The sequence below is a fragment of the Allohahella sp. A8 genome (assembly GCF_047946665.1).
Lineage (GTDB): Bacteria > Pseudomonadota > Gammaproteobacteria > Pseudomonadales > Oleiphilaceae > Allohahella.
The window spans coordinates 4,378,288-4,395,188 of the sequence record NZ_CP172312.1 but is presented as its reverse complement, the minus strand read 5'-3'; the positions used below and the strand labels follow the sequence as shown (position 1 = coordinate 4,395,188).

The following is a 16,901-nucleotide window of genomic DNA, read 5'->3' as shown; positions in this document are numbered from 1 at the left end:
TTGAATAACTGTAATTAGCCGACTGGTTTATCAGTTCCGGTCGCCCTCGGAACGCTGCAGGGCCCTCTCGAGTGACGCAAGATCTGGCGGGCCTTCCGGCCAGTGCAGGCAGCGCTGGGCATCGTGCTCCCAAGCTGCGGCGGAAGTCAGGTGAATATGCACGGCGACGGCTAAATCGCGTGCGTCATCCAACAGGCCTGCAGGCACCCAGAATCTGTCCTTTACATTCAGCTTATTCGGCACCGGACTACCGCAGACCGAACAAAAGTCACTACGATAGCCAGTTGATCTGCTGAATGACCTGATGCGATCCTGGCCGGACAGCCAACGGAATGCGCTCTCTGCGACAATCGTGGCCGCATTGGCCGCGGCACCAGTGACCTTGCGGCAGAGCGAACAATGGCACTGATACAGATTCGGGAGCTTACCTTCGATTTCGAAGCTCACGGCTCCGCATAGGCACTGACCTTTCAACGCGTACACTCTCAAATCGGGCGGTGCTCGGTGCCAGCACCGGGGGTGAGACAGAGGGGCAGATTATGCGACCTTGAGTCGAGGGCGCAAGCGCTGTTCAGCATCAGCCACCATCGAGTTTCAGATAGCCAACTCAGGCGACCCGCCTTCATTACTCGCTCAATGACTCCCCTGGCGAAAGTACCCAGCAACGCTCGTTATGGGTATAACCTATGCGTCCGTAGTAGTCTTTCGCCAAAGGCGCCGCGAGCAAAATGATGCTGCAGTGTGGCCCGAGCTGCTGCTGTGTCAGAACCTGCAAGCGCTTACCGATGCCAGAGGTCTGGTAGGCTTCGTCGACTGCGAGATCAGATAAGTAACAGGCGTAGTGAAAGTCCGTGACGCTTCGGGCGATGCCTACAAGTCTCGAACTATCCCATGCGCTGATGATCAGATTTGCATTTCTGATCATGCCTTCAATGCAGGTGCGGTCATCCAGGGGGCGGCGCACGCCAAGAGAGGTGTTCTCCAATAATCCGATGAATTGGTCTGCGGAGACTGAGTGATTGATTCTATATTCGATGGTCATGGCTGAGGCTGTTACTCGACTGTCTTTGGGAGACTCATCATACCTTCAAACTCAAGTCGTTAGATAATGACAGCCTAGCAGACGAAGCCATGCAAGCGGCCATTTTCCGCAGCTGCCAACTACGCTCTGTTGATCTTCGTATGTTCCTCATGACGCATCCGCTTTTAGCAGCGCGTGCATTCTAATCATTCGACGGATGAACAATTCATGAGCAGCAAAATTGCAATCGTCACAGGCGGAAGTCGCGGCATCGGCCGTAATACCGTACAGCACCTTGCCCAGCGCGGCGCAGATGTCATTCTTACCTATCACAGCGACCAGAAAGCGGCTGATGAAGTTGTCGCTGACGTCGAGAAGCTCGGCGGGAAGGCCCTAGCGTTTCAACTTGATACCGGCGATAGCAGCAGCTTTCAAACGTTCGCTGATGAGGTGCGTCTGGCGCTGCAGCAGCATTGGCAGCGGCATGATTTCAATTTTCTGGTCAATAACGCCGGAATGGGCATTAGTGCGAGTTTCGTCGACACAACCGAAGCCCAGGTAGAGGCGTTGTTCAATGTTCACTTCAAAGGGGTGTTTTTCCTCACGCAAAAGCTGCTGCCATTGATGGCGGACGGTGGCCGCATCATCAATCTCTCGAGTGGGCTCGCCCGTTTTTCGTTACCAGGCAACTCTGCTTACGGGGCCGTGAAGGGCGCTATCGATGTGCTCACACGATATATGGCGCTTGAGCTGGGGCCTCGTAGAATAACGGTGAATTCTGTGGCGCCTGGCGCTATCGAGACCGACTTTGGCGGAGGCAAAGTCCGTGACGATGCAGAAATCAATGAACAGATTGCCAGCAAGACGGCTCTGGGCCGTGTGGGTGTGCCTGATGATATCGGCGCGCTGATCGCCAGTCTGCTAGGCAATGAGCACGGCTGGATCAATGGTCAGCGTATCGAGGCCTCTGGAGGAATAATGCTGTAAGTTTTTGGTGTCGTTGGCATAAGTGTCTTGTAGGGGAGGCGGGGCGCTGATTGGCGTTTCGGCGAAGGTCCCTGTACGCTCTCCCTGACAATCTCTTCTACACCGCGCTTCTCTCTGTCGCAATCCAAGTCTATGATGTGTAGGGCAATTATGGATTCGATTCTGCCAGGGAGGCACTATGATATTGGACCACCTACGATCATTAACCGGAACGAGACTGGATCGGCCAGATCTCGTCGCATCGACTCTCAATTACGCGTCTTATCAATCCCCCCATGTCACAGGGGGCGACTTTATAGGGATCGACCCTCTCAAGGAAAACCTGGCGCATTTTCTAATACACCGCGGCGAGCGCCTCGAACAGATTACGTCCCTGCTCAGAAAATATGATCTTGATCCAGAACTGGCCATCACGCCTGGTGAGGCGCCAGCAGGGTTTCTTGACGCGTTGGACAGCTGGGTTGCCGATTACTGGCGCGCAGGGCGTATTTCGAAAAAGCAGCTATCTCGCGATTTCTGGACGAGACACCAGGACGATGGCTCATCACATCTGTATGGTTTTCTATCCGACATCGGTTTGCTGCTCGGTGAGATCCTGATCGCGCAGTGCCAGAGCTGTGAGTGGGGTTTTGATCCTATGGCGAGAAAGCGGGAGCACTCGAGCTTTGTCAATCGGATAGTGGTCACAGGTCTGGCCGTGCCCGCCGACAACACTATTCCGAGCTTTTACGATCCTGGGCTCTCGGCTTTTTATGCGCTGAGGACTGTGCGATTCCATCCGGACCCAAGTGCGCATGATCTTACGCTGAATCTAAGGGCACGGCTGACTTACTACCCCTCATTAAAAACAAGCAGTTCTCCCCCTGAGTCTGCTATCGTGACGCCCAAACGTGCCAGCAAGAAAACACCGGTGACTCACGAATGATCAAGCTGTATCAATTTCCAATATCGCACTACTGTGAAAAGGCGCGCTGGGCGCTCGACTTCAAGGGGATTCCATATGAAGCCGTCAACCTCATTCCGGGTCTGCATGTTCCCATCATGAAGAAGCTGACCGGTCGGACCAGTGTACCGGTCGTGGTGGACGGTGAAAGCGTCATAGCCGGCTCAGACCGAATATTCGACCAACTGGACGAAACCCGCCCAGAGCCATCCCTCATGCCCGAGTCTGCAGCGCAGCAAAAGGCCGTGCTTGAGTGGGAGAATTTCGCTGACAAGGAAGTAGGCCCACATGTCAGGCGTTATTGCTATCACACGCTGCTGAACTATCCCGAAATCGTCAAACCATTCTTCACCACCGGTGGTCCCTGGTATGGCGGGCTCTATTTACGGGCCGCCTTTCCGGTCTTGCGGATAGGTATGCGTAAAGCCATGAACATCAACGAAGCGGGCGCGAGCCGTTCGCTCGAGAAGATCATTAGCGCGGTAGATCGCTTCCATGAGGCGGCAGCGGACACTGGGTATCTCGTGGGTGACAGTTTCACTCGGGCAGACATGACCGCGGCTGCCCTGCTCGCCCCACTCTGCCGGCCAGAAGGCTACGGCCTGAAATGGCCGGAGACCCTGCCTGAGCCACTGGCGAGTACCGCCGAGCAGCTTGCTCCGAAGCTTGAGTGGGTGCTGCGGGTTTATGAGAAACATCGACAGCCTTTCAATTAGACGGGCCCTGACTTTCAATTAGACGGGCACAGACTTTCAATTGGACGGCGCTGAACTTCCAATTAGACGCGTTAAAACTTTCAATTGGACGGGCCTCAGCTTACACTTGGTCGGAACCAGATCTTCTGAATCCTGAGGCCGTGCCGTTGGACAAACCTGACTATCCGCGTTATTCCGAAAGGAACTTGTTGGAAGCCCTACAAGATAGCCCGGTGGTGCTAATTCACGGCTCACGCCAATGCGGCAAATCTACGCTGGCCCGATATGTTGGTCAGCAGAAGAGCTACCACTACATCAGCTTCGATGATGACAACCAATTGCTGGCCGCCAGAACCGATCCTATAGGTTTCGTCCAGGACCTTCCGGACAAAACTATTCTTGATGAGATCCAGCGAGCACCGGAGCTCTTTACCTCACTGAAGTCGAGTGTCGACAATAACAGACGACCCGGACGCTTCATACTGACAGGCTCGGCCAACGTTCTTTTGCTGCCTGGACTGTCAGACTCTCTGGCGGGCAGGATGGAGATCATTCATCTGAAACCGCTGGCGGAGTGTGAGCTTACCGCCACTGAACCACTGTTTCTGGAGCAGCTTTTCGCCGGTAATTTCAATGCTGCCCTCGACTCCAGACCCTATGGGCGTCTTGGAGAGTCGCTCGCGGACGTCATTACTCGCGGTGGCTATCCGGCTGCAATAGCGCGCGAATCGCCCAAGCGGCGTTCAGCATGGTACCGTGATTACATCACCACAATTGTCCAACGAGACATTCGGGATATTTCAGACATCCAGAATCTGGAGATCATGCCAAAGCTGCTTGCGCTCGCTGCGAGTCAGACGGCAAGGCTCTTCAACACAAGTGACCTGGCAGCGCCATTCTCTCTCAGCAGACCTACAATCCGGGCTTACCTGGCCCTTCTGGAGCAAATCTTTCTGATCGAGCAGCTTCAGCCCTGGTTCACGAACAGATTGAGCCGCCTGATCAAGACGCCGAAAATTCATGTTTCGGATACCGGGCTCGCATCCGCACTGCTTGGCCTGGATGCTTCAAGTCTGTGGCAGGACAAGGTCCTGTTGGGGCAGCTGCTCGAAACCTTCATCTATCAAGAATTGCGTAAGCAGGCGGACTGGCAGGAACAGGTTTTCAGCTTTTATCACTTCCGCAGCAAGGACAAGGTCGAAGTCGATATTGTCATCGAGCGCGGCCGCCAAATTGCCGGCGTGGAAGTCAAGGCTGCAGCTACGGTCACAGAACGCGATTTCAATGGGCTCAGGCAGTTGAAAGATGCTTGCGGGGACCGATTCTCTGCCGGTGTACTGTTGTACGACGGTGGAAATGTGCTGCGCTTTGGGGAAAGCTTATTTGCCGTTCCTATTGCTGCATTACTCACAACAGTTTGATTCGGGGGCCATCTGCACAGGGATTAAAGATAATCCTCAATCGGCAGCAGCGAAATCAACCAGGCCTTAGTTCGCAGCCACCAGTCGGTGTCAGGTTCGCTGGAGAGCGTCTGGTTCAAGCCCTGCCATTGCAGGTCGCCATCCTCATCGAGCTCTACCTCCCAACTATTCGCAGGCGCCATGCCCAGCTCTATCGAATCTGCGACCTTAGCTGCAAGCTCTGGACTGTGGATGAGGAGCACGGTTTCGCCGTTCAGGTACATAGCGCGCAGATTGGCGTTGAAAGAGCCGATGTAGAGCACCCTTCGATCGAACACCGCCGTTTTCGAATGTAGGCCGACGATACCATCTGCGCAGAATTCATCATAAGCGATCCAGACGGTGCAAGCTGCTGCGTCTGGCCGCAATTCGTACAGCTCGAATCCGTGTTCGAGGGCCTCGGGCCGCCATCGTGCGTACCCGGCGTGATTGGGTACAACATCGTTCGAGGCCAGCGAATTAGTTAGAACGGCGATCCTCAGGGGCTCTTTGTTGAGCGATCTGATTTGAGCCAGCGCTTCGTCATCCAGGATGAAGTAGGCCGACTCGATCAGCACTTCAGACTCAGCTGTCTTCACCGCATCTGCGAGTGCCTGCGCCGCGACGGTGAGTTGGTCGGGCAGTGCATCAGGATCAACCAGGGGCGGCTCGAATATGAAATCGGCTTCGGCCCAGGTGAGCGTGGCCAAACTCTCCGTCAGCACATCAAGCGCGGCCTCTTGGCCGACAGGCACGTCCAACTTCAAGCCATCTGTTTCTGAAGCGCGATCTCGAGCCTCGGCAATCCGCTCGCTGTAGGCCGCCTCGCTCGGCGTTTTAGAGGCCAGCTCACCGACTGGACGCGACCACTCACTTCCCCAGAAAGCGTCGAAGTTCGCAGAGAAGCCATTGACGACCGGACCCACTGCGAGCACGTCTCGATCGCGGAAATTCAGCGTCGCATGCTCATCGAAGTACTCATCTCCGATGTTACGCCCACCGATAATCCCAACCACACCGTCGACGACAAGGCTCTTGTTGTGCATGCGCCGGTTCAGACGGTCAAAGTCGGTAAGGAATGACAACCATTTACCAGCACCCTCACGCACTGGCGCCGGATTATACACCTTGATATCGATATTGGGATGCGACGCGAACAGCGCGAGCAAATCGTCGCGGCCACCCAGGTTGATGTCGTCGAGTATCACCCGCACCCGTACTCCCCGGTCGGCCGCCACGAGCAGACGGCGGGCCAGGTAAAGCCCCGAGGTGTCGCTGTTCCAGATGTAGTACTGGGCATCGATGCTTGAATTCGCTGCATCGATCATCGCCGCTCGGTAGAGGAAGGCTTCACGCCCAGTATCGAGAATGTGAAAACCCGACTGCTCTGGATGGGGTTCAGCGGCGGTGGTGGCTATCGTGTCGAGCGCAGGCGCTGCTGAGGCGGCGCCTGCGAAAGTGAACAGAATATAGAGCATCACACGTGCGAAGAGATCGTTCACTTTACTGCCCAGTGGCGAATGTTGCTCGAATCCTAGCAGATCCCCTTTTCATCAGCAGCAGATAGACCTCCCATATTTTTCGCCGCGAAGACAATGTACGCACCCAACCGTACCACTTGCTACTCATGCGCTGACTCATTCGCCTGGAGCCTCACCAATGTCTGTACTCAACAAGCGTCGACGCTACCACATGCTCCATAAGCTCGAAGAGCATCTGGAGATTCCAATGTTTCTCCTGGCCGTTGCCTGGCTGGTGCTCCTTCTCATCGAACTGACAAAGGGATTGAGTCTCATGCAGGATCGGTTCGTGATGGGCATCTGGATTATCTTCATACTTGAGTATCTGCTCAAGTTCATCCTCGCGCCGCACAAGCTTCGCTACGTAAAGCAGCAATGGCTGACACTGATCGCGCTCTTCATACCGGCCTTCCGGGCCTTCAGGCTGTTGAACGCCATACGCGTACTGCGAGTCACGCCCGTTTTGACTACGACCAGGATGGTGAGGGCGCTGACCTCGGGCAGTCGTTTCATTCGTGCCATGCAGGAGGCCCAGGGTCCGCAACCAAGCCCGGAAATGAACGTCGGTGTATTGCTGGCCGTCAGCCGCTCGACTGACGTAAGTGCGATTCGTAGCTTTGCCCACCATATCTCTGAGCAAGCCAAGTCGCCCCTCCAGGCGGGGAGCGGCATTGACTGGAAATTTCATATTACCGACCCGATCATGCTCGAGTCAGAAAACTCGTTACGCCCCTCCGACTTCCTTGATGATGCCAGCTTACGCATGGCTGAAGGCCCCTTCGATGCCGTCATCGTCATCACTGATGTCGGACTGCTTTCTCGCCAGAAGCATATGGAGGCCGGACTGGCATCGTCGGTGACACGGGTCATGATCATGTCGACCCGAGAACTGGTAGCCGCTCGCAGAGGCGATCCAGCTCGTGGTTATGCATCCGATCTTGTGCTGCAGGATGGTCTCACACTCCTGCTGCACCTGCTGGGCCGCATGTGTGGCCTGAACGACAAGACCAGCCGACAGTCGTCGATCATGCGGCCTTTTCGCCGTAGTGATGAAGTGAGGCCGAAGCCCACTTTCACTGACAAGGAGCGGCGGGTGTTGCACAAACGGGCGCCGCGCCTGCCGGAGCGCGAGCTGCGAGGGAGTAACGTGCTAACCCGCCTGGTCTTCCACATGCTCATGGCGTTCAGGCATCTACCCACGCTGGTGAGGCCGCTGCTGCGCAATCGCGCATTGCTTCTGCCGCTGTCCTTGCCGAGCCTGGCGACAGCTGCAGTAGCCCCCTCTTTTCTGCTGGTATTTACAGCTGAAATCTGGGATGTCGGGTTGAATATGTCGAATCAGACTACTGCCTGGTATGCGGTGGTGAGCATCGTGGCGGCGAGCTTCTACTTGGTCAGGATTCAGTCGCTCTTCCTGCCTCACCGGGAAAAACGTGTTTTGACCGAACATCTTGCCGTTGCGAATGCCGTTATTTTCCTAAGCATACTGCTGGCTTGTGTGGGCCTGTTTTTTCTGGTCGCTAGCCTGATGTTCCTGGTGGAAATCTACATTTTCCCCGAAGGCCTGATGAAAACCTGGCCCACCCTGCTGGACCAGGTCGAGATCAACTGGGGTGACAAGGCCCGACTGGCAGCATTCATCAGTACCATCGGCGTAACCACCGGTGCACTGGCTGGGGGCCTCGATAGCAGGACCGTGATTCGGCACCTGGCACTCTTTCATGAGGAGCGTTGAGTGCATTAGGCCGGACGCGGCAGCGCGCCGTCGATCAGGAAATCTTCCAGCTGAAAATGTATAACTTCCCTTTCGGCAAGCTGCTTGAAAGACACGGCAGAGGCGCTGACTTCACAGAACCACTGCTGCATCGTGTCGGGCTTCCTGCATTCGAAAGCCGCTGGCGTGAACAGCGCGACGCACAAACCATGAGAGGGATCGCGCGCCGAGCCATACTCGAAAGCCTCCACGCCCGCCTCACGCATTTGTGATCCCACAGTCTGGGTCTGGCTGTAGTTGGACGGGTGCGTGAGCACTGTCATATATTCGTCGAATGGCGGACGCTGAAGCTGTATGCCGCGCCCAGTTCTGTAGAGAGCCGAAAACAGTGTGTGACTCGTGCGGATGCTGTCTTTAACCGGCGCAGCCGACATCGAAAACCAGAAGACAAAACGGTAATAGGCGGACTCAGCAAGTGTGACTTCAACGCCCCCACCGCCGTAAAACATCCCCGGCTCGTGAGTTCTGCCGAAGCGCGACCCCCACTTTAGTGGCGGATAACGGAATGGTGTAAGCAACAGATAGTGAAGCGAAGCAAGCTGTTGTGCATATGCACCCCCTCCGTCTAAACGATGCGCTGGTTTCGCGGTTTCTAGCATCTCCTCGAGCAAAGCCTGCTCTTCCAGTGTATCTACATAGCCGAGCGTAGCCACCTGTTCCTGACTTTCCACCAACCGGTACAACTTGCCGTTCAAAGGCCTTATTTGCAGTGTATCCTGCGAACTTTCCCAGATATTCGAAGCCGAATTCGTCAAACTTTGCCCCTTATCGCGTCGACGAACTGCAGCACCGTAAGCAAACCTTCAATAGTTTCAATCTGTTGAACTGGCACCCCGCCCGTCACCGAGTTCGGCGTGCGCATGAAATGCTGCATCCATGTCTTGTCTCCCCCGGTCAAGGCGAATAACGCTCGGGCAAGCCTGATCAACAGCAAGGCCAGTTCGCCTTGCTTCGACTGTGGGGACAGCGATGCCGCTTGCTTAAGCCTGCTGACCGCCGTGCGATGCATACCCAGGACCGCAGCCAACTGCGCCTGCTTCAGACCAAGCTGATCTGCTGCGCGCAGCACAGCCTTAGCCAGAACGGTTTCAGGTGATGGAATGGATCGAGTCAGTGCAGACATTTAGAAGCTCCTGTCTTATATGGGAACAGTGTAGCCTATACGTGTGCTCCGCACAAACTACGTATTTTTGTGCATATATCACTTAATACCTCTTCCGTCTCTGGCGATAAAACCCGGGAATTTCGACATAGGATGCACATATGTCGATGCCGTAAGTACATCCAGCTTAACCCGCACGCCCGAATCCCTCCTGCAAAAAATCAATCAACGCCGTCACCTTCGGCGCCACATGTTTCCTTGTCGGATACATCGCATAAATCCCTAACTCGCCCACGCGGTACTCAGGAAGCACCTCGACCAAGCTGCCATCAGCGATATCACGCCCCACCAAAAAATCCGGCTGCAAGGTAACCCCCTGCCCCGCTAGCGCCAGTGCGCGGCAAGTGTCGCCGTTGTTAGAGCTCATCGCCGGGCGGGTTCTCACGCTGACTGGGCCACCTGGCCCGTCGAAATGCCAGTCATCGCCTTTGGCTGAGTAGCTGTAGGCGATGATGCGGTGGCTGGTAAGGTCGGCGGGTGTTCGAGGTTCGCCAAAGGCTTCGAGATAGCCGGGTGAGGCGCACAGGACGATGCGGGTGCTGGCGAAGCGGCGGCTGATGAGGGTGGAATTGGACAGAGCCGCGATGCGAATCGCGATATCGTAGCCCTCCTCCACCAAGTCGACCATGCGGTCAGACAGGGTGATATCGATTCTGACCTTGGGGTTCTGCTCAAGAAAATCACCCCACAGCGGCGCGAGATGGCTGATGCCGAAGGTGAGCGGCGCGTTCACGCGCAGGAGACCGCTGGCTTCGCCGCGACGGCTGCTCAGTTCGGTCTCCGCGGCCTCCAGGCTGGCGAGCAGTTCGCGGCAGCGGTAGTAGAAGACATCGCCCTCCTCGGTCAGCGACAGGCGTCTTGTGGTCCTGTGCAGCAGGCGCAGGCCGAGCCTGGCTTCGAGGTCTGCGATATAGCGTGAGACAGCAGCCTTCGACATGCCGAGACCATCAGCGGCGCCAACAAAGCTGCCGGCTTCAACGACAGCCGTAAAGGTCTGCATCTCCAAAAACTTATCCATGAGCGATTGTCTCACTTAATGCAACAGTGCATGTCATTTAGGCAGGTTTATCCCGGTGACGCCAGCCTCTAAAGTGAATACATCATTCACCTGACAGGCAGATCAGCATGAGCACACTTCAGAATAAGGTATTCGGCAGCAATGCAGGCTGGGGCGCATTGGCACTCCGCATCCCCGTCGGCATCATCTTCATGGCGCACGGCGCCCAGAAGCTATTCGGCTGGTTCGGCGGCTACGGGCTCGAAGCCACGGGCCAATGGATGGACTCGATCGGCATGAGCCCAGGCTACCTGATGGCACTGTTGGCCGGTTCGGCCGAGTTCTTCGGTGGTCTTGCGCTGGTCGTGGGACTGCTGGTGCGTCCAGCTGGTTTCGTCCTGGCCATTACCATGCTGGTCGCCATCTTCAGCGTACATATCGGCAACGGCCTGTTCATGAGCAACAACGGCTATGAATTCGCGCTGGCCTTGCTGTCCGCTACAGTCGCTATGACGATCATGGGAGCGGGTCGGGCATCGGTCGACACGGCCATAGCCAGGCGATAACCCCTATAAGGACACCCGGCCTTCTCGTCTCGCCCGGCCCCCACTTTCGAACTGGAGCCGGGTGAGGCTGGCGGCGTGCGTGGGGTGCTGACATTACGTCACCAAACTGTCCAAACGTTACAGCCGTCTACCCGTACTTACGGGACCTACTCATCTTCCGATAGCTACTCGGCGTTACCCCCGTCCACTGTTTGAAGGCCCGGGAAAACGTAGCGGCTTCCGTGAAGCCCACCTTGAAACCTATTTCAGCAATCGTCAGTTGGCGTTGCTCAAACAGGTTTATTGCCATGTCGCGCCGAGCGTTGTCTTTCAATTGCTGAAAACGACTGCCTTCACTGGTGAGTTTTCGCCGCAGCGTTCTGGAGGTCACGCTCAACCTGTCAGCCACTCGTTCAATATCGGACTCTTCCCCCAGTAGCCTCATGACGTCAGCAGTCCACGCGCCATGGAACGACTGCTTTCTGAACCAGCGCAGCGGTATCTGCTGCAGATAGCCTGCGAGCTCGTCGGCATTTCGCACCACAGGCAAGTCCAACTCTTCCGCTTTGAATAACAGTGCATTGTGAGGACTTTCAAACTCGCACGGGCTGGGAAACATCAAGCCATATTCCTGAAAATGATCGGGCCTGGGGTATCGCAGGCAGACCTTGACCAGAGGAATCACGTGTCCCGTCAGCCAGCTCAGGAAGCGGTGAACAATGAGCAGTAGCAACTCGATCAAAAGGCTCTCAGGCACCGAATCGGGGCGTGAGGGTTTGAAGTCAGGCATTACACTACACGCAAGCACGTCACCAGTCCTGTGTAGCCGAACTGCCAATTGATCTCCGGTCAGGTCATAAAATCGGACGATGTAAGCAAGCACATCTGACATATCCTTGCAGGTAATGAGGTGCTCAGCCAACAGCCTGAACATGCCGACTCTCATTTTGTGACGGGTGAATCCCAGCAGCTCATCGTCACTGAAGCGCCAGCAGTTGTTCACGATATCGGCCAACTGGGCGGCCAGTATTCTTGCTTTCGGGTGTGCCAGTTGGGCCGGGGTCAGCCCGGTGTCACGCAATATCTGTTCTTCACGCGCGCCCATCGAGAGGCCGTTTGCCAGGTGAGTCCGGGCAAAGTAGCTGGCGATGGTCATCCGATCAGACAGTTGATACTCAGCACTCATCTTGCACTTCCCGTCTCTGTCCGCATTCGCTAATAGAAGCGACCAAGCCGCAATGGTACGGCAAATAAGACCAGGTGGCAGTTGATGAATGGATTGCAGCAGATCTGCTCGGAGCGAAACCTGGCCAGACTCCCATCGATGCTGTGTAAATCCGCTATTCTGAAATATCCAGGCAACAGAAGAATCAACAGTAATGGTTCACAGTGCAATTCACCAATCTTGGGGCCGCTCATGAGTAGCATGAGCGATTTCATTCGCTGGACAGAGCGATTCGCCGCCGTCGATCCGCAGCACCCGGACGCTCGTGACGTTCGTAGACACCCAGCACTAGCTTCGGTACTCATGGCCTTCATTGGTTACCACGTCCCGTACTCGTTGGCAGCCATTGCCATGCTGATGGGCTTCAAGCCTTTCGGGGTTGCGCCACTGGCCTATTTGTACCTGTTTATCGTGATTATCAACCTTCTGGCCTACACCCTGATTCTTCGAGTCAGGCGAATCAGTCAGCGCTTCATATACCGGCAAACAATCTTTCAGCTGGCCGCATGGCTGGTCATGTTTACGCTCTATACACTATTACTGGCCGAACATCGGGCGGTGGCGCTTGTATGTGCTCTGATGACCTGTGCCTTCGTCGCGCTCATCGGGAACTGGAAAGAAGGACTCGTACTCTGTGTGAGCGCATCACTCAGCTATCTCTTCGCCATCGCAGTGGCTTACGACCGGTTCGGCCAGCCCGTCGATGTCGTGAGCGAAACCCTGTTTCTTGGCGCGTTTATCCTGGTGAGCCTGTATCTCACCATGATGGGCAGCACGATGCGTTTAAGCCGGGACAAAGCCAGGCAGACCAAGCTCAGCCTGCAAAAGACCCAGGCCGAACTTAGCCAGGTGATGTCGCAATTGGAACGCCGAGCCCGCACAGACGAGCTGACAGGTCTGCACAATCGGCGACACGGTCGTGAGATCCTTGGTGCTCTGCAGCTTGCCCTGGAGACCCAGTCGTCTGCAGCGACCGTCATGCTTCTGGACATCGACAACTTCAAGGCGATCAACGACAACTACGGTCACGACACTGGTGACGTCGTACTGAAGACGGTGGCGAAGACGCTGGCAAGTTTGAAGCGGGACGATGACCTGCTGGCCCGGTGGGGCGGCGAGGAGTTTTTGATCGCTTGGCCACGTACGGCGCTTCCAGCGGCGGCAGTCATTGCGGATCGATTACGCCATGCTGTCGAGGAACTGGAGATCGATGCTGACTCGGCTCGAATCCATATCACTTTCAGTGCAGGCCTCGCCGAATTGAAGCCCGGCGTAAGTCTCAACGAGATCATCAAGACAGCTGACGATCGGCTGTATGAGGCCAAGAGAACTGGCCGGAATCGAGTGTGCCATCAGTCATGAGGTCCGGAAGCTGTGCCAACCGGATGGCACCGTATACTATGTCCGAATATGCTAATTATTGACTGTATCCATCATTGTTTCAGCCGTGCCGTAACGCAATACTTTGACTCGATATCACGACTGACAGCGAGAAACGTATGGCCGATTCCAGAAGTGTCGACTCCGAAGAAATCCAGATGTTCAGAGACATGGTGCTGCGCTTTCTGGAGCAGGAAGTATTGCCCAACTACGAGCGTTGGGAAAAGAATCACGAGATGCCCAGGCAGATGTGGAACACCATGGGCAAGGCCGGCCTGTTACTGGTCGATTTTCCGGAACAGTACGGCGCAGCAGAAGCGAGTTTCGATGTCTGCCAGATGATTCAGGAAGAAATGTGTCGCCTGAATCTGCATGGCCTGGCCACTGGCTATAACATCCATGCCAATATTGTGGCTCCGTACATACTCCATATTGGTACCGACGCCCAACGTGAGCGATGGCTGCCACCTATGGTGACCGGCGAAGTCGTCACTGCTCTTGCCATGACTGAACCCGGCGCGGGTAGCGACCTGGCGGGCATGCGCACCAGTGCTGTGAAGGAGGGCGATCACTACATCCTCAACGGTTCGAAGACCTTCATCACGAACGGCAATATAGCCGACATGATTATCGTCTGCGCCAAGACCGATACCAAAGCCGGTGCGAAAGGGATCTCGCTGTTTCTGGTCGATACCAGCATCGAGGGCTTTTCCACGGGCAAGCCGATTCACAAGATTGGCCAGCACTCCAGCGACACCGCTGAGCTGTTCTTCGAGAATATGGCTATTCCGGCCGACGCCTTGCTGGGCGAGGAAGGCAAAGGCTTCGGCTATCTGATGCAGGAACTGCCCAGAGAGCGGCTGGGCTGTGCGGTACAGGCGATAGGTCATGCGCAAGGGGCTCTGGATATTACCTGCGCGTACGTGAAGGAACGTAAGGCCTTCGGTGGAACGGTGGCACAGTTTCAGAACACCCGCTTCAAGCTCGCCGAGTGCCAGACCGAGCTGGAGATGTGTCGGGCGCTGCTGGAGAAACACATGCTGAAATACCAGGCAGGTGTCATGACGGTGCAGGATGCGGCCATGCTCAAACTGGCGGCCACGGAAATGCAGTTGACCATGGTCAATGAGTGCCTGCAGTTATTCGGTGGCTATGGCTATACCGACGAATACCCCATCTCGCGCTTTTACCGTGATGCCCGAGTCCAGACCATTTACGCAGGCTCATCAGAGATCATGAAAGAAGTGATCGCTCGCGGCATTCTCGGCCGCTGAGCGCTTCTGTCATCCGCCTGCCTTTACTCGTGAGATCGTTATGACTCTACCCGTACAGTTCAAAGATCGATTACGACTGCCTCTGGTCGTCTCGCCGATGTTCATAGCCAGTAACCCCGAGCTCGTGATCGAAGCCTGTAAAGCCGGCGCAGTGGGTACCTTTCCAGCGCTGAATCAGCGCACGAGCGAAGGCTTCGAAACCTGGCTCCTGGACATCAAGAAGCGCTTGTCAGACTGGGAAGCCGAGACCGGGAGAAAGTCAGCACCGTTCGGCGTCAACCTGATTGTCCACAAGAGTAACCCCCGCTGGCAGGCGGACCTGGCGATCTGTGTGAAGCACAAGGTCCCCCTCGTCATTACGTCCCTGGGCGCCGTGGCTGACCTAGTCGAAGCGGTGCATGGGTATGGCGGCATCGTCTTTCATGATGTCGTCAACACGCGCCATGCCAGAAAAGCAGCGGACGCCGGCGTAGACGGCCTGATTGCTGTCTGCAACGGCGCTGGTGGACATGCTGGCACCACCAGCCCGTTTGCATTGATCGCCGAGATCAGACAGTTCTTTACCAAGACCCTGTTGTTGGCAGGCAGTTTATCCAATGGGCGAGACATCGCAGCCGCCGAAATGATGGGCGCAGACCTCGCATACATGGGGACTCGATTCCTGGCCACCACAGAAGCCAATGTCACCGACGACTACAAGCAGATGCTGATCGACAGTCAGTCCGCAGACATTGTCTATACGCCGAAGATATCCGGGGTGAACGCCAACTTCATGCGTCAGAGCATTGAAGACGCGGGTATCGATCCGGCCGACCTCAGCCCCAAAGCGGAGTTGGATTTCGGCAGCGAGCTGGACATGGATACCAGCGAGAGAGGCACTGAGAAAAAAGCCTGGCGCGATATCTGGTCCGCCGGCCAGGGTGTGGGCTCCATCGAACAGGTACAAGGCGCTGGCGAACTCGTCGACAACCTGGTTGCTGAATATCATCAGGCAGTCAACCAACAGCACGAACGCAGTGCCGAGCAGTTTACACTGACCGAACGCCATAGCAAATAAGAGGCTACGCCATGCAATACAAGACGCTGGAATACAAGGTAGAGGAAAAAATCCTGACCCTGAGCCTGAACCGCCCGGAGCAGATGAACGCGTTCACGGTAGAAATGGCCGGTGAACTGGTTCATGCCTTCAATCGGGCCAGTGATGACGATGACGTGAGCGTTATCGTTGTTACCGGCAAGGGGCGCGCATTCTGCGCTGGCATGGATCTGACCCGCGAAGGTAATGTGTTCGGTCTTGATGAAAGCCAGCAGCCCACCTTGGAAGACATGCAGAATACCTTCAACATTCCAGGTGTCAGCGACACGGGCGGCATGGTCAACCTGAGCATCTACGAGTGCAAGAAACCAGTCATTGCGGCGATCAATGGCGCCGCTGTCGGCGTGGGCGCCACCATGCTGGCCGCCATGGATATCCGGCTGGCCTCGCAGAAAGCCAGGATAGGCTTTGTGTTCGAGAAAATCGGAATCACGCCTGAGGCATGTTCAAGCTGGTTTCTGCCTCGAATAGTCGGTCTCAGCCAAGCCCTGGAATGGGTGTATACAGGCGACATCATCGACGCCGATACAGCGAAGGAAGCCGGTTTCGTGCGCTCGGTGCATGCCCCAGAGGATCTTCTAGAAGCAGCCTACGAACTGGCGCGAAAAATCACCGGGAAGTCACAGGTCGCCATAACGCTAGCGAGGCAAATGATGCTGAGACTCTCGGCTGCGCCAAGCCCGAGAGATGCCCATAATGTCGACTCACTGGCCATTTTCTACACCAGCCAGGTGGATGGTAAGGAAGGCGTGAAATCGTTTCTCGAAAAGCGGGATCCTGCATTCACATCGAAGTCCTCCACGGATATGCCGAGCTTTTATCCCTGGTGGAAATGAGGTAGGC

At 55.9% G+C, this 16,901-nt stretch carries 17 protein-coding genes; 10 read left to right on the top strand and 7 right to left on the bottom strand.

Annotated elements, in window-relative coordinates; translation table 11 throughout:
- Positions 1-30: 30 nt before the first annotated feature.
- The gene (locus ACH3PB_RS19675; protein WP_416397189.1) at positions 31-447 is read right to left on the bottom strand and encodes a GFA family protein; all 417 of its coding nucleotides are present in this window, start codon (positions 445-447) and stop codon (positions 31-33) included.
- A 178-nt stretch (positions 448-625) separates the two neighbouring features.
- A complete protein-coding gene (locus ACH3PB_RS19670) occupies positions 626-1,042 on the bottom strand; it encodes a GNAT family N-acetyltransferase (RefSeq protein WP_416397188.1) in 417 nt (138 codons plus the stop codon).
- A 207-nt stretch (positions 1,043-1,249) separates the two neighbouring features.
- On the opposite strand from ACH3PB_RS19670, the gene ACH3PB_RS19665 reads away from it, so the two are divergent.
- The 4 genes from ACH3PB_RS19665 (at position 1,250) to ACH3PB_RS19650 (ending at position 5,067) form a co-directional block, all read left to right on the top strand.
- On the top strand, positions 1,250-2,008 hold the full coding sequence (locus ACH3PB_RS19665) for an SDR family NAD(P)-dependent oxidoreductase (protein WP_416397187.1): 759 nt from the start codon (positions 1,250-1,252) through the stop codon (positions 2,006-2,008).
- A 178-nt stretch (positions 2,009-2,186) separates the two neighbouring features.
- Positions 2,187-2,933 (top strand): hypothetical protein, encoded by a 747-nt coding sequence (locus ACH3PB_RS19660; protein ID WP_416397186.1) that lies wholly within the window; start codon positions 2,187-2,189, stop codon positions 2,931-2,933.
- Positions 2,930-3,667 (top strand): glutathione S-transferase family protein, encoded by a 738-nt coding sequence (locus ACH3PB_RS19655; RefSeq protein WP_416397185.1) that lies wholly within the window; start codon positions 2,930-2,932, stop codon positions 3,665-3,667. Before ACH3PB_RS19660 ends, ACH3PB_RS19655 begins: the two co-directional genes overlap by 4 nt.
- Positions 3,668-3,855: 188 nt before the next feature.
- Positions 3,856-5,067: an ATP-binding protein gene (locus ACH3PB_RS19650; RefSeq protein WP_416397184.1), complete on the top strand. Its 1,212-nt coding sequence runs from the start codon at positions 3,856-3,858 to the stop codon at positions 5,065-5,067.
- 23 nt (positions 5,068-5,090) lie between these two features.
- Here ACH3PB_RS19650 and ACH3PB_RS19645 read toward each other — a convergent pair whose 3' ends face one another.
- Positions 5,091-6,587: a phospholipase D family protein gene (locus ACH3PB_RS19645; RefSeq protein WP_416397183.1), complete on the bottom strand. Its 1,497-nt coding sequence runs from the start codon at positions 6,585-6,587 to the stop codon at positions 5,091-5,093.
- A gap of 157 nt (positions 6,588-6,744) precedes the next feature.
- On the opposite strand from ACH3PB_RS19645, the gene ACH3PB_RS19640 reads away from it, so the two are divergent.
- Complete coding sequence (locus tag ACH3PB_RS19640) at positions 6,745-8,340, top strand: hypothetical protein (protein ID WP_416397182.1); 1,596 nt, start codon at positions 6,745-6,747, stop codon at positions 8,338-8,340.
- Positions 8,341-8,345: 5 nt separating this feature from the next.
- On the opposite strand, the gene ACH3PB_RS19635 is transcribed toward ACH3PB_RS19640, so the two are convergent.
- From ACH3PB_RS19635 to ACH3PB_RS19625, 3 genes are all read right to left on the bottom strand, one after another.
- Positions 8,346-9,134, bottom strand: coding sequence for an RES family NAD+ phosphorylase (locus ACH3PB_RS19635; protein ID WP_416397181.1), 789 nt, complete (start codon positions 9,132-9,134; stop codon positions 8,346-8,348).
- Complete coding sequence (locus ACH3PB_RS19630; RefSeq protein ID WP_416397180.1) at positions 9,131-9,502, bottom strand: MbcA/ParS/Xre antitoxin family protein; 372 nt, start codon at positions 9,500-9,502, stop codon at positions 9,131-9,133. The genes ACH3PB_RS19635 and ACH3PB_RS19630 overlap by 4 nt, the downstream gene beginning before the upstream one ends.
- 166 nt (positions 9,503-9,668) lie before the next feature.
- On the bottom strand, positions 9,669-10,559 hold the full coding sequence (locus ACH3PB_RS19625) for a LysR family transcriptional regulator (RefSeq protein ID WP_416397179.1): 891 nt from the start codon (positions 10,557-10,559) through the stop codon (positions 9,669-9,671).
- Positions 10,560-10,666: 107 nt separating this feature from the next.
- On the opposite strand from ACH3PB_RS19625, the gene ACH3PB_RS19620 reads away from it, so the two are divergent.
- On the top strand, positions 10,667-11,104 hold the full coding sequence (locus tag ACH3PB_RS19620; RefSeq protein ID WP_416397178.1) for a DoxX family protein: 438 nt from the start codon (positions 10,667-10,669) through the stop codon (positions 11,102-11,104).
- Between the two features lie 127 nt (positions 11,105-11,231).
- Here ACH3PB_RS19620 and ACH3PB_RS19615 read toward each other — a convergent pair whose 3' ends face one another.
- Entirely contained in the window at positions 11,232-12,269 is a 1,038-nt protein-coding gene (locus ACH3PB_RS19615) for an AraC family transcriptional regulator (RefSeq protein ID WP_416397177.1), read from the bottom strand.
- A 240-nt stretch (positions 12,270-12,509) separates the two neighbouring features.
- Here ACH3PB_RS19615 and ACH3PB_RS19610 point away from each other — a divergent pair, with 240 nt between their 5' ends.
- From ACH3PB_RS19610 to ACH3PB_RS19595, 4 genes are all read left to right on the top strand, one after another.
- Entirely contained in the window at positions 12,510-13,670 is a 1,161-nt protein-coding gene (locus ACH3PB_RS19610) for a diguanylate cyclase (protein ID WP_416397176.1), read from the top strand.
- 137 nt (positions 13,671-13,807) lie between these two features.
- The gene (locus ACH3PB_RS19605) at positions 13,808-14,962 is read left to right on the top strand and encodes an acyl-CoA dehydrogenase family protein (protein WP_416397175.1); all 1,155 of its coding nucleotides are present in this window, start codon (positions 13,808-13,810) and stop codon (positions 14,960-14,962) included.
- Positions 14,963-15,002: 40 nt separating this feature from the next.
- On the top strand, positions 15,003-16,019 hold the full coding sequence (locus tag ACH3PB_RS19600) for an NAD(P)H-dependent flavin oxidoreductase (protein ID WP_416397174.1): 1,017 nt from the start codon (positions 15,003-15,005) through the stop codon (positions 16,017-16,019).
- An 11-nt stretch (positions 16,020-16,030) separates the two neighbouring features.
- Positions 16,031-16,894 carry a crotonase/enoyl-CoA hydratase family protein gene (locus ACH3PB_RS19595; protein ID WP_416397173.1) on the top strand — a complete coding sequence of 288 codons (864 nt, stop codon included), beginning with the start codon at positions 16,031-16,033 and terminating at the stop codon, positions 16,892-16,894.
- The last annotated feature ends 7 nt before the right edge of the window (positions 16,895-16,901 follow it).

What these genes read in the sequence shown, in the direction of transcription:
- ACH3PB_RS19595 (WP_416397173.1), top strand. Translation starts at nt 16,031, where the DNA reads ATGCAATACAAGACGCTGGAATACAAGGTAGAGGAAAAAATCCTGACC.
- ACH3PB_RS19660 (WP_416397186.1), top strand. Translation starts at nt 2,187, where the DNA reads ATGATATTGGACCACCTACGATCATTAACCGGAACGAGACTGGATCGG.
- ACH3PB_RS19640 (WP_416397182.1), top strand. Translation starts at nt 6,745, where the DNA reads ATGTCTGTACTCAACAAGCGTCGACGCTACCACATGCTCCATAAGCTC.
- ACH3PB_RS19600 (WP_416397174.1), top strand. Translation starts at nt 15,003, where the DNA reads ATGACTCTACCCGTACAGTTCAAAGATCGATTACGACTGCCTCTGGTC.
- ACH3PB_RS19610 (WP_416397176.1), top strand. Translation starts at nt 12,510, where the DNA reads ATGAGCGATTTCATTCGCTGGACAGAGCGATTCGCCGCCGTCGATCCG.
- ACH3PB_RS19630 (WP_416397180.1), bottom strand. Translation starts at nt 9,502, where the DNA reads ATGTCTGCACTGACTCGATCCATTCCATCACCTGAAACCGTTCTGGCT.
- ACH3PB_RS19620 (WP_416397178.1), top strand. Translation starts at nt 10,667, where the DNA reads ATGAGCACACTTCAGAATAAGGTATTCGGCAGCAATGCAGGCTGGGGC.
- ACH3PB_RS19625 (WP_416397179.1), bottom strand. Translation starts at nt 10,559, where the DNA reads ATGGATAAGTTTTTGGAGATGCAGACCTTTACGGCTGTCGTTGAAGCC.
- ACH3PB_RS19615 (WP_416397177.1), bottom strand. Translation starts at nt 12,269, where the DNA reads ATGAGTGCTGAGTATCAACTGTCTGATCGGATGACCATCGCCAGCTAC.
- ACH3PB_RS19605 (WP_416397175.1), top strand. Translation starts at nt 13,808, where the DNA reads ATGGCCGATTCCAGAAGTGTCGACTCCGAAGAAATCCAGATGTTCAGA.
- ACH3PB_RS19655 (WP_416397185.1), top strand. Translation starts at nt 2,930, where the DNA reads ATGATCAAGCTGTATCAATTTCCAATATCGCACTACTGTGAAAAGGCG.
- ACH3PB_RS19665 (WP_416397187.1), top strand. Translation starts at nt 1,250, where the DNA reads ATGAGCAGCAAAATTGCAATCGTCACAGGCGGAAGTCGCGGCATCGGC.
- ACH3PB_RS19670 (WP_416397188.1), bottom strand. Translation starts at nt 1,042, where the DNA reads ATGACCATCGAATATAGAATCAATCACTCAGTCTCCGCAGACCAATTC.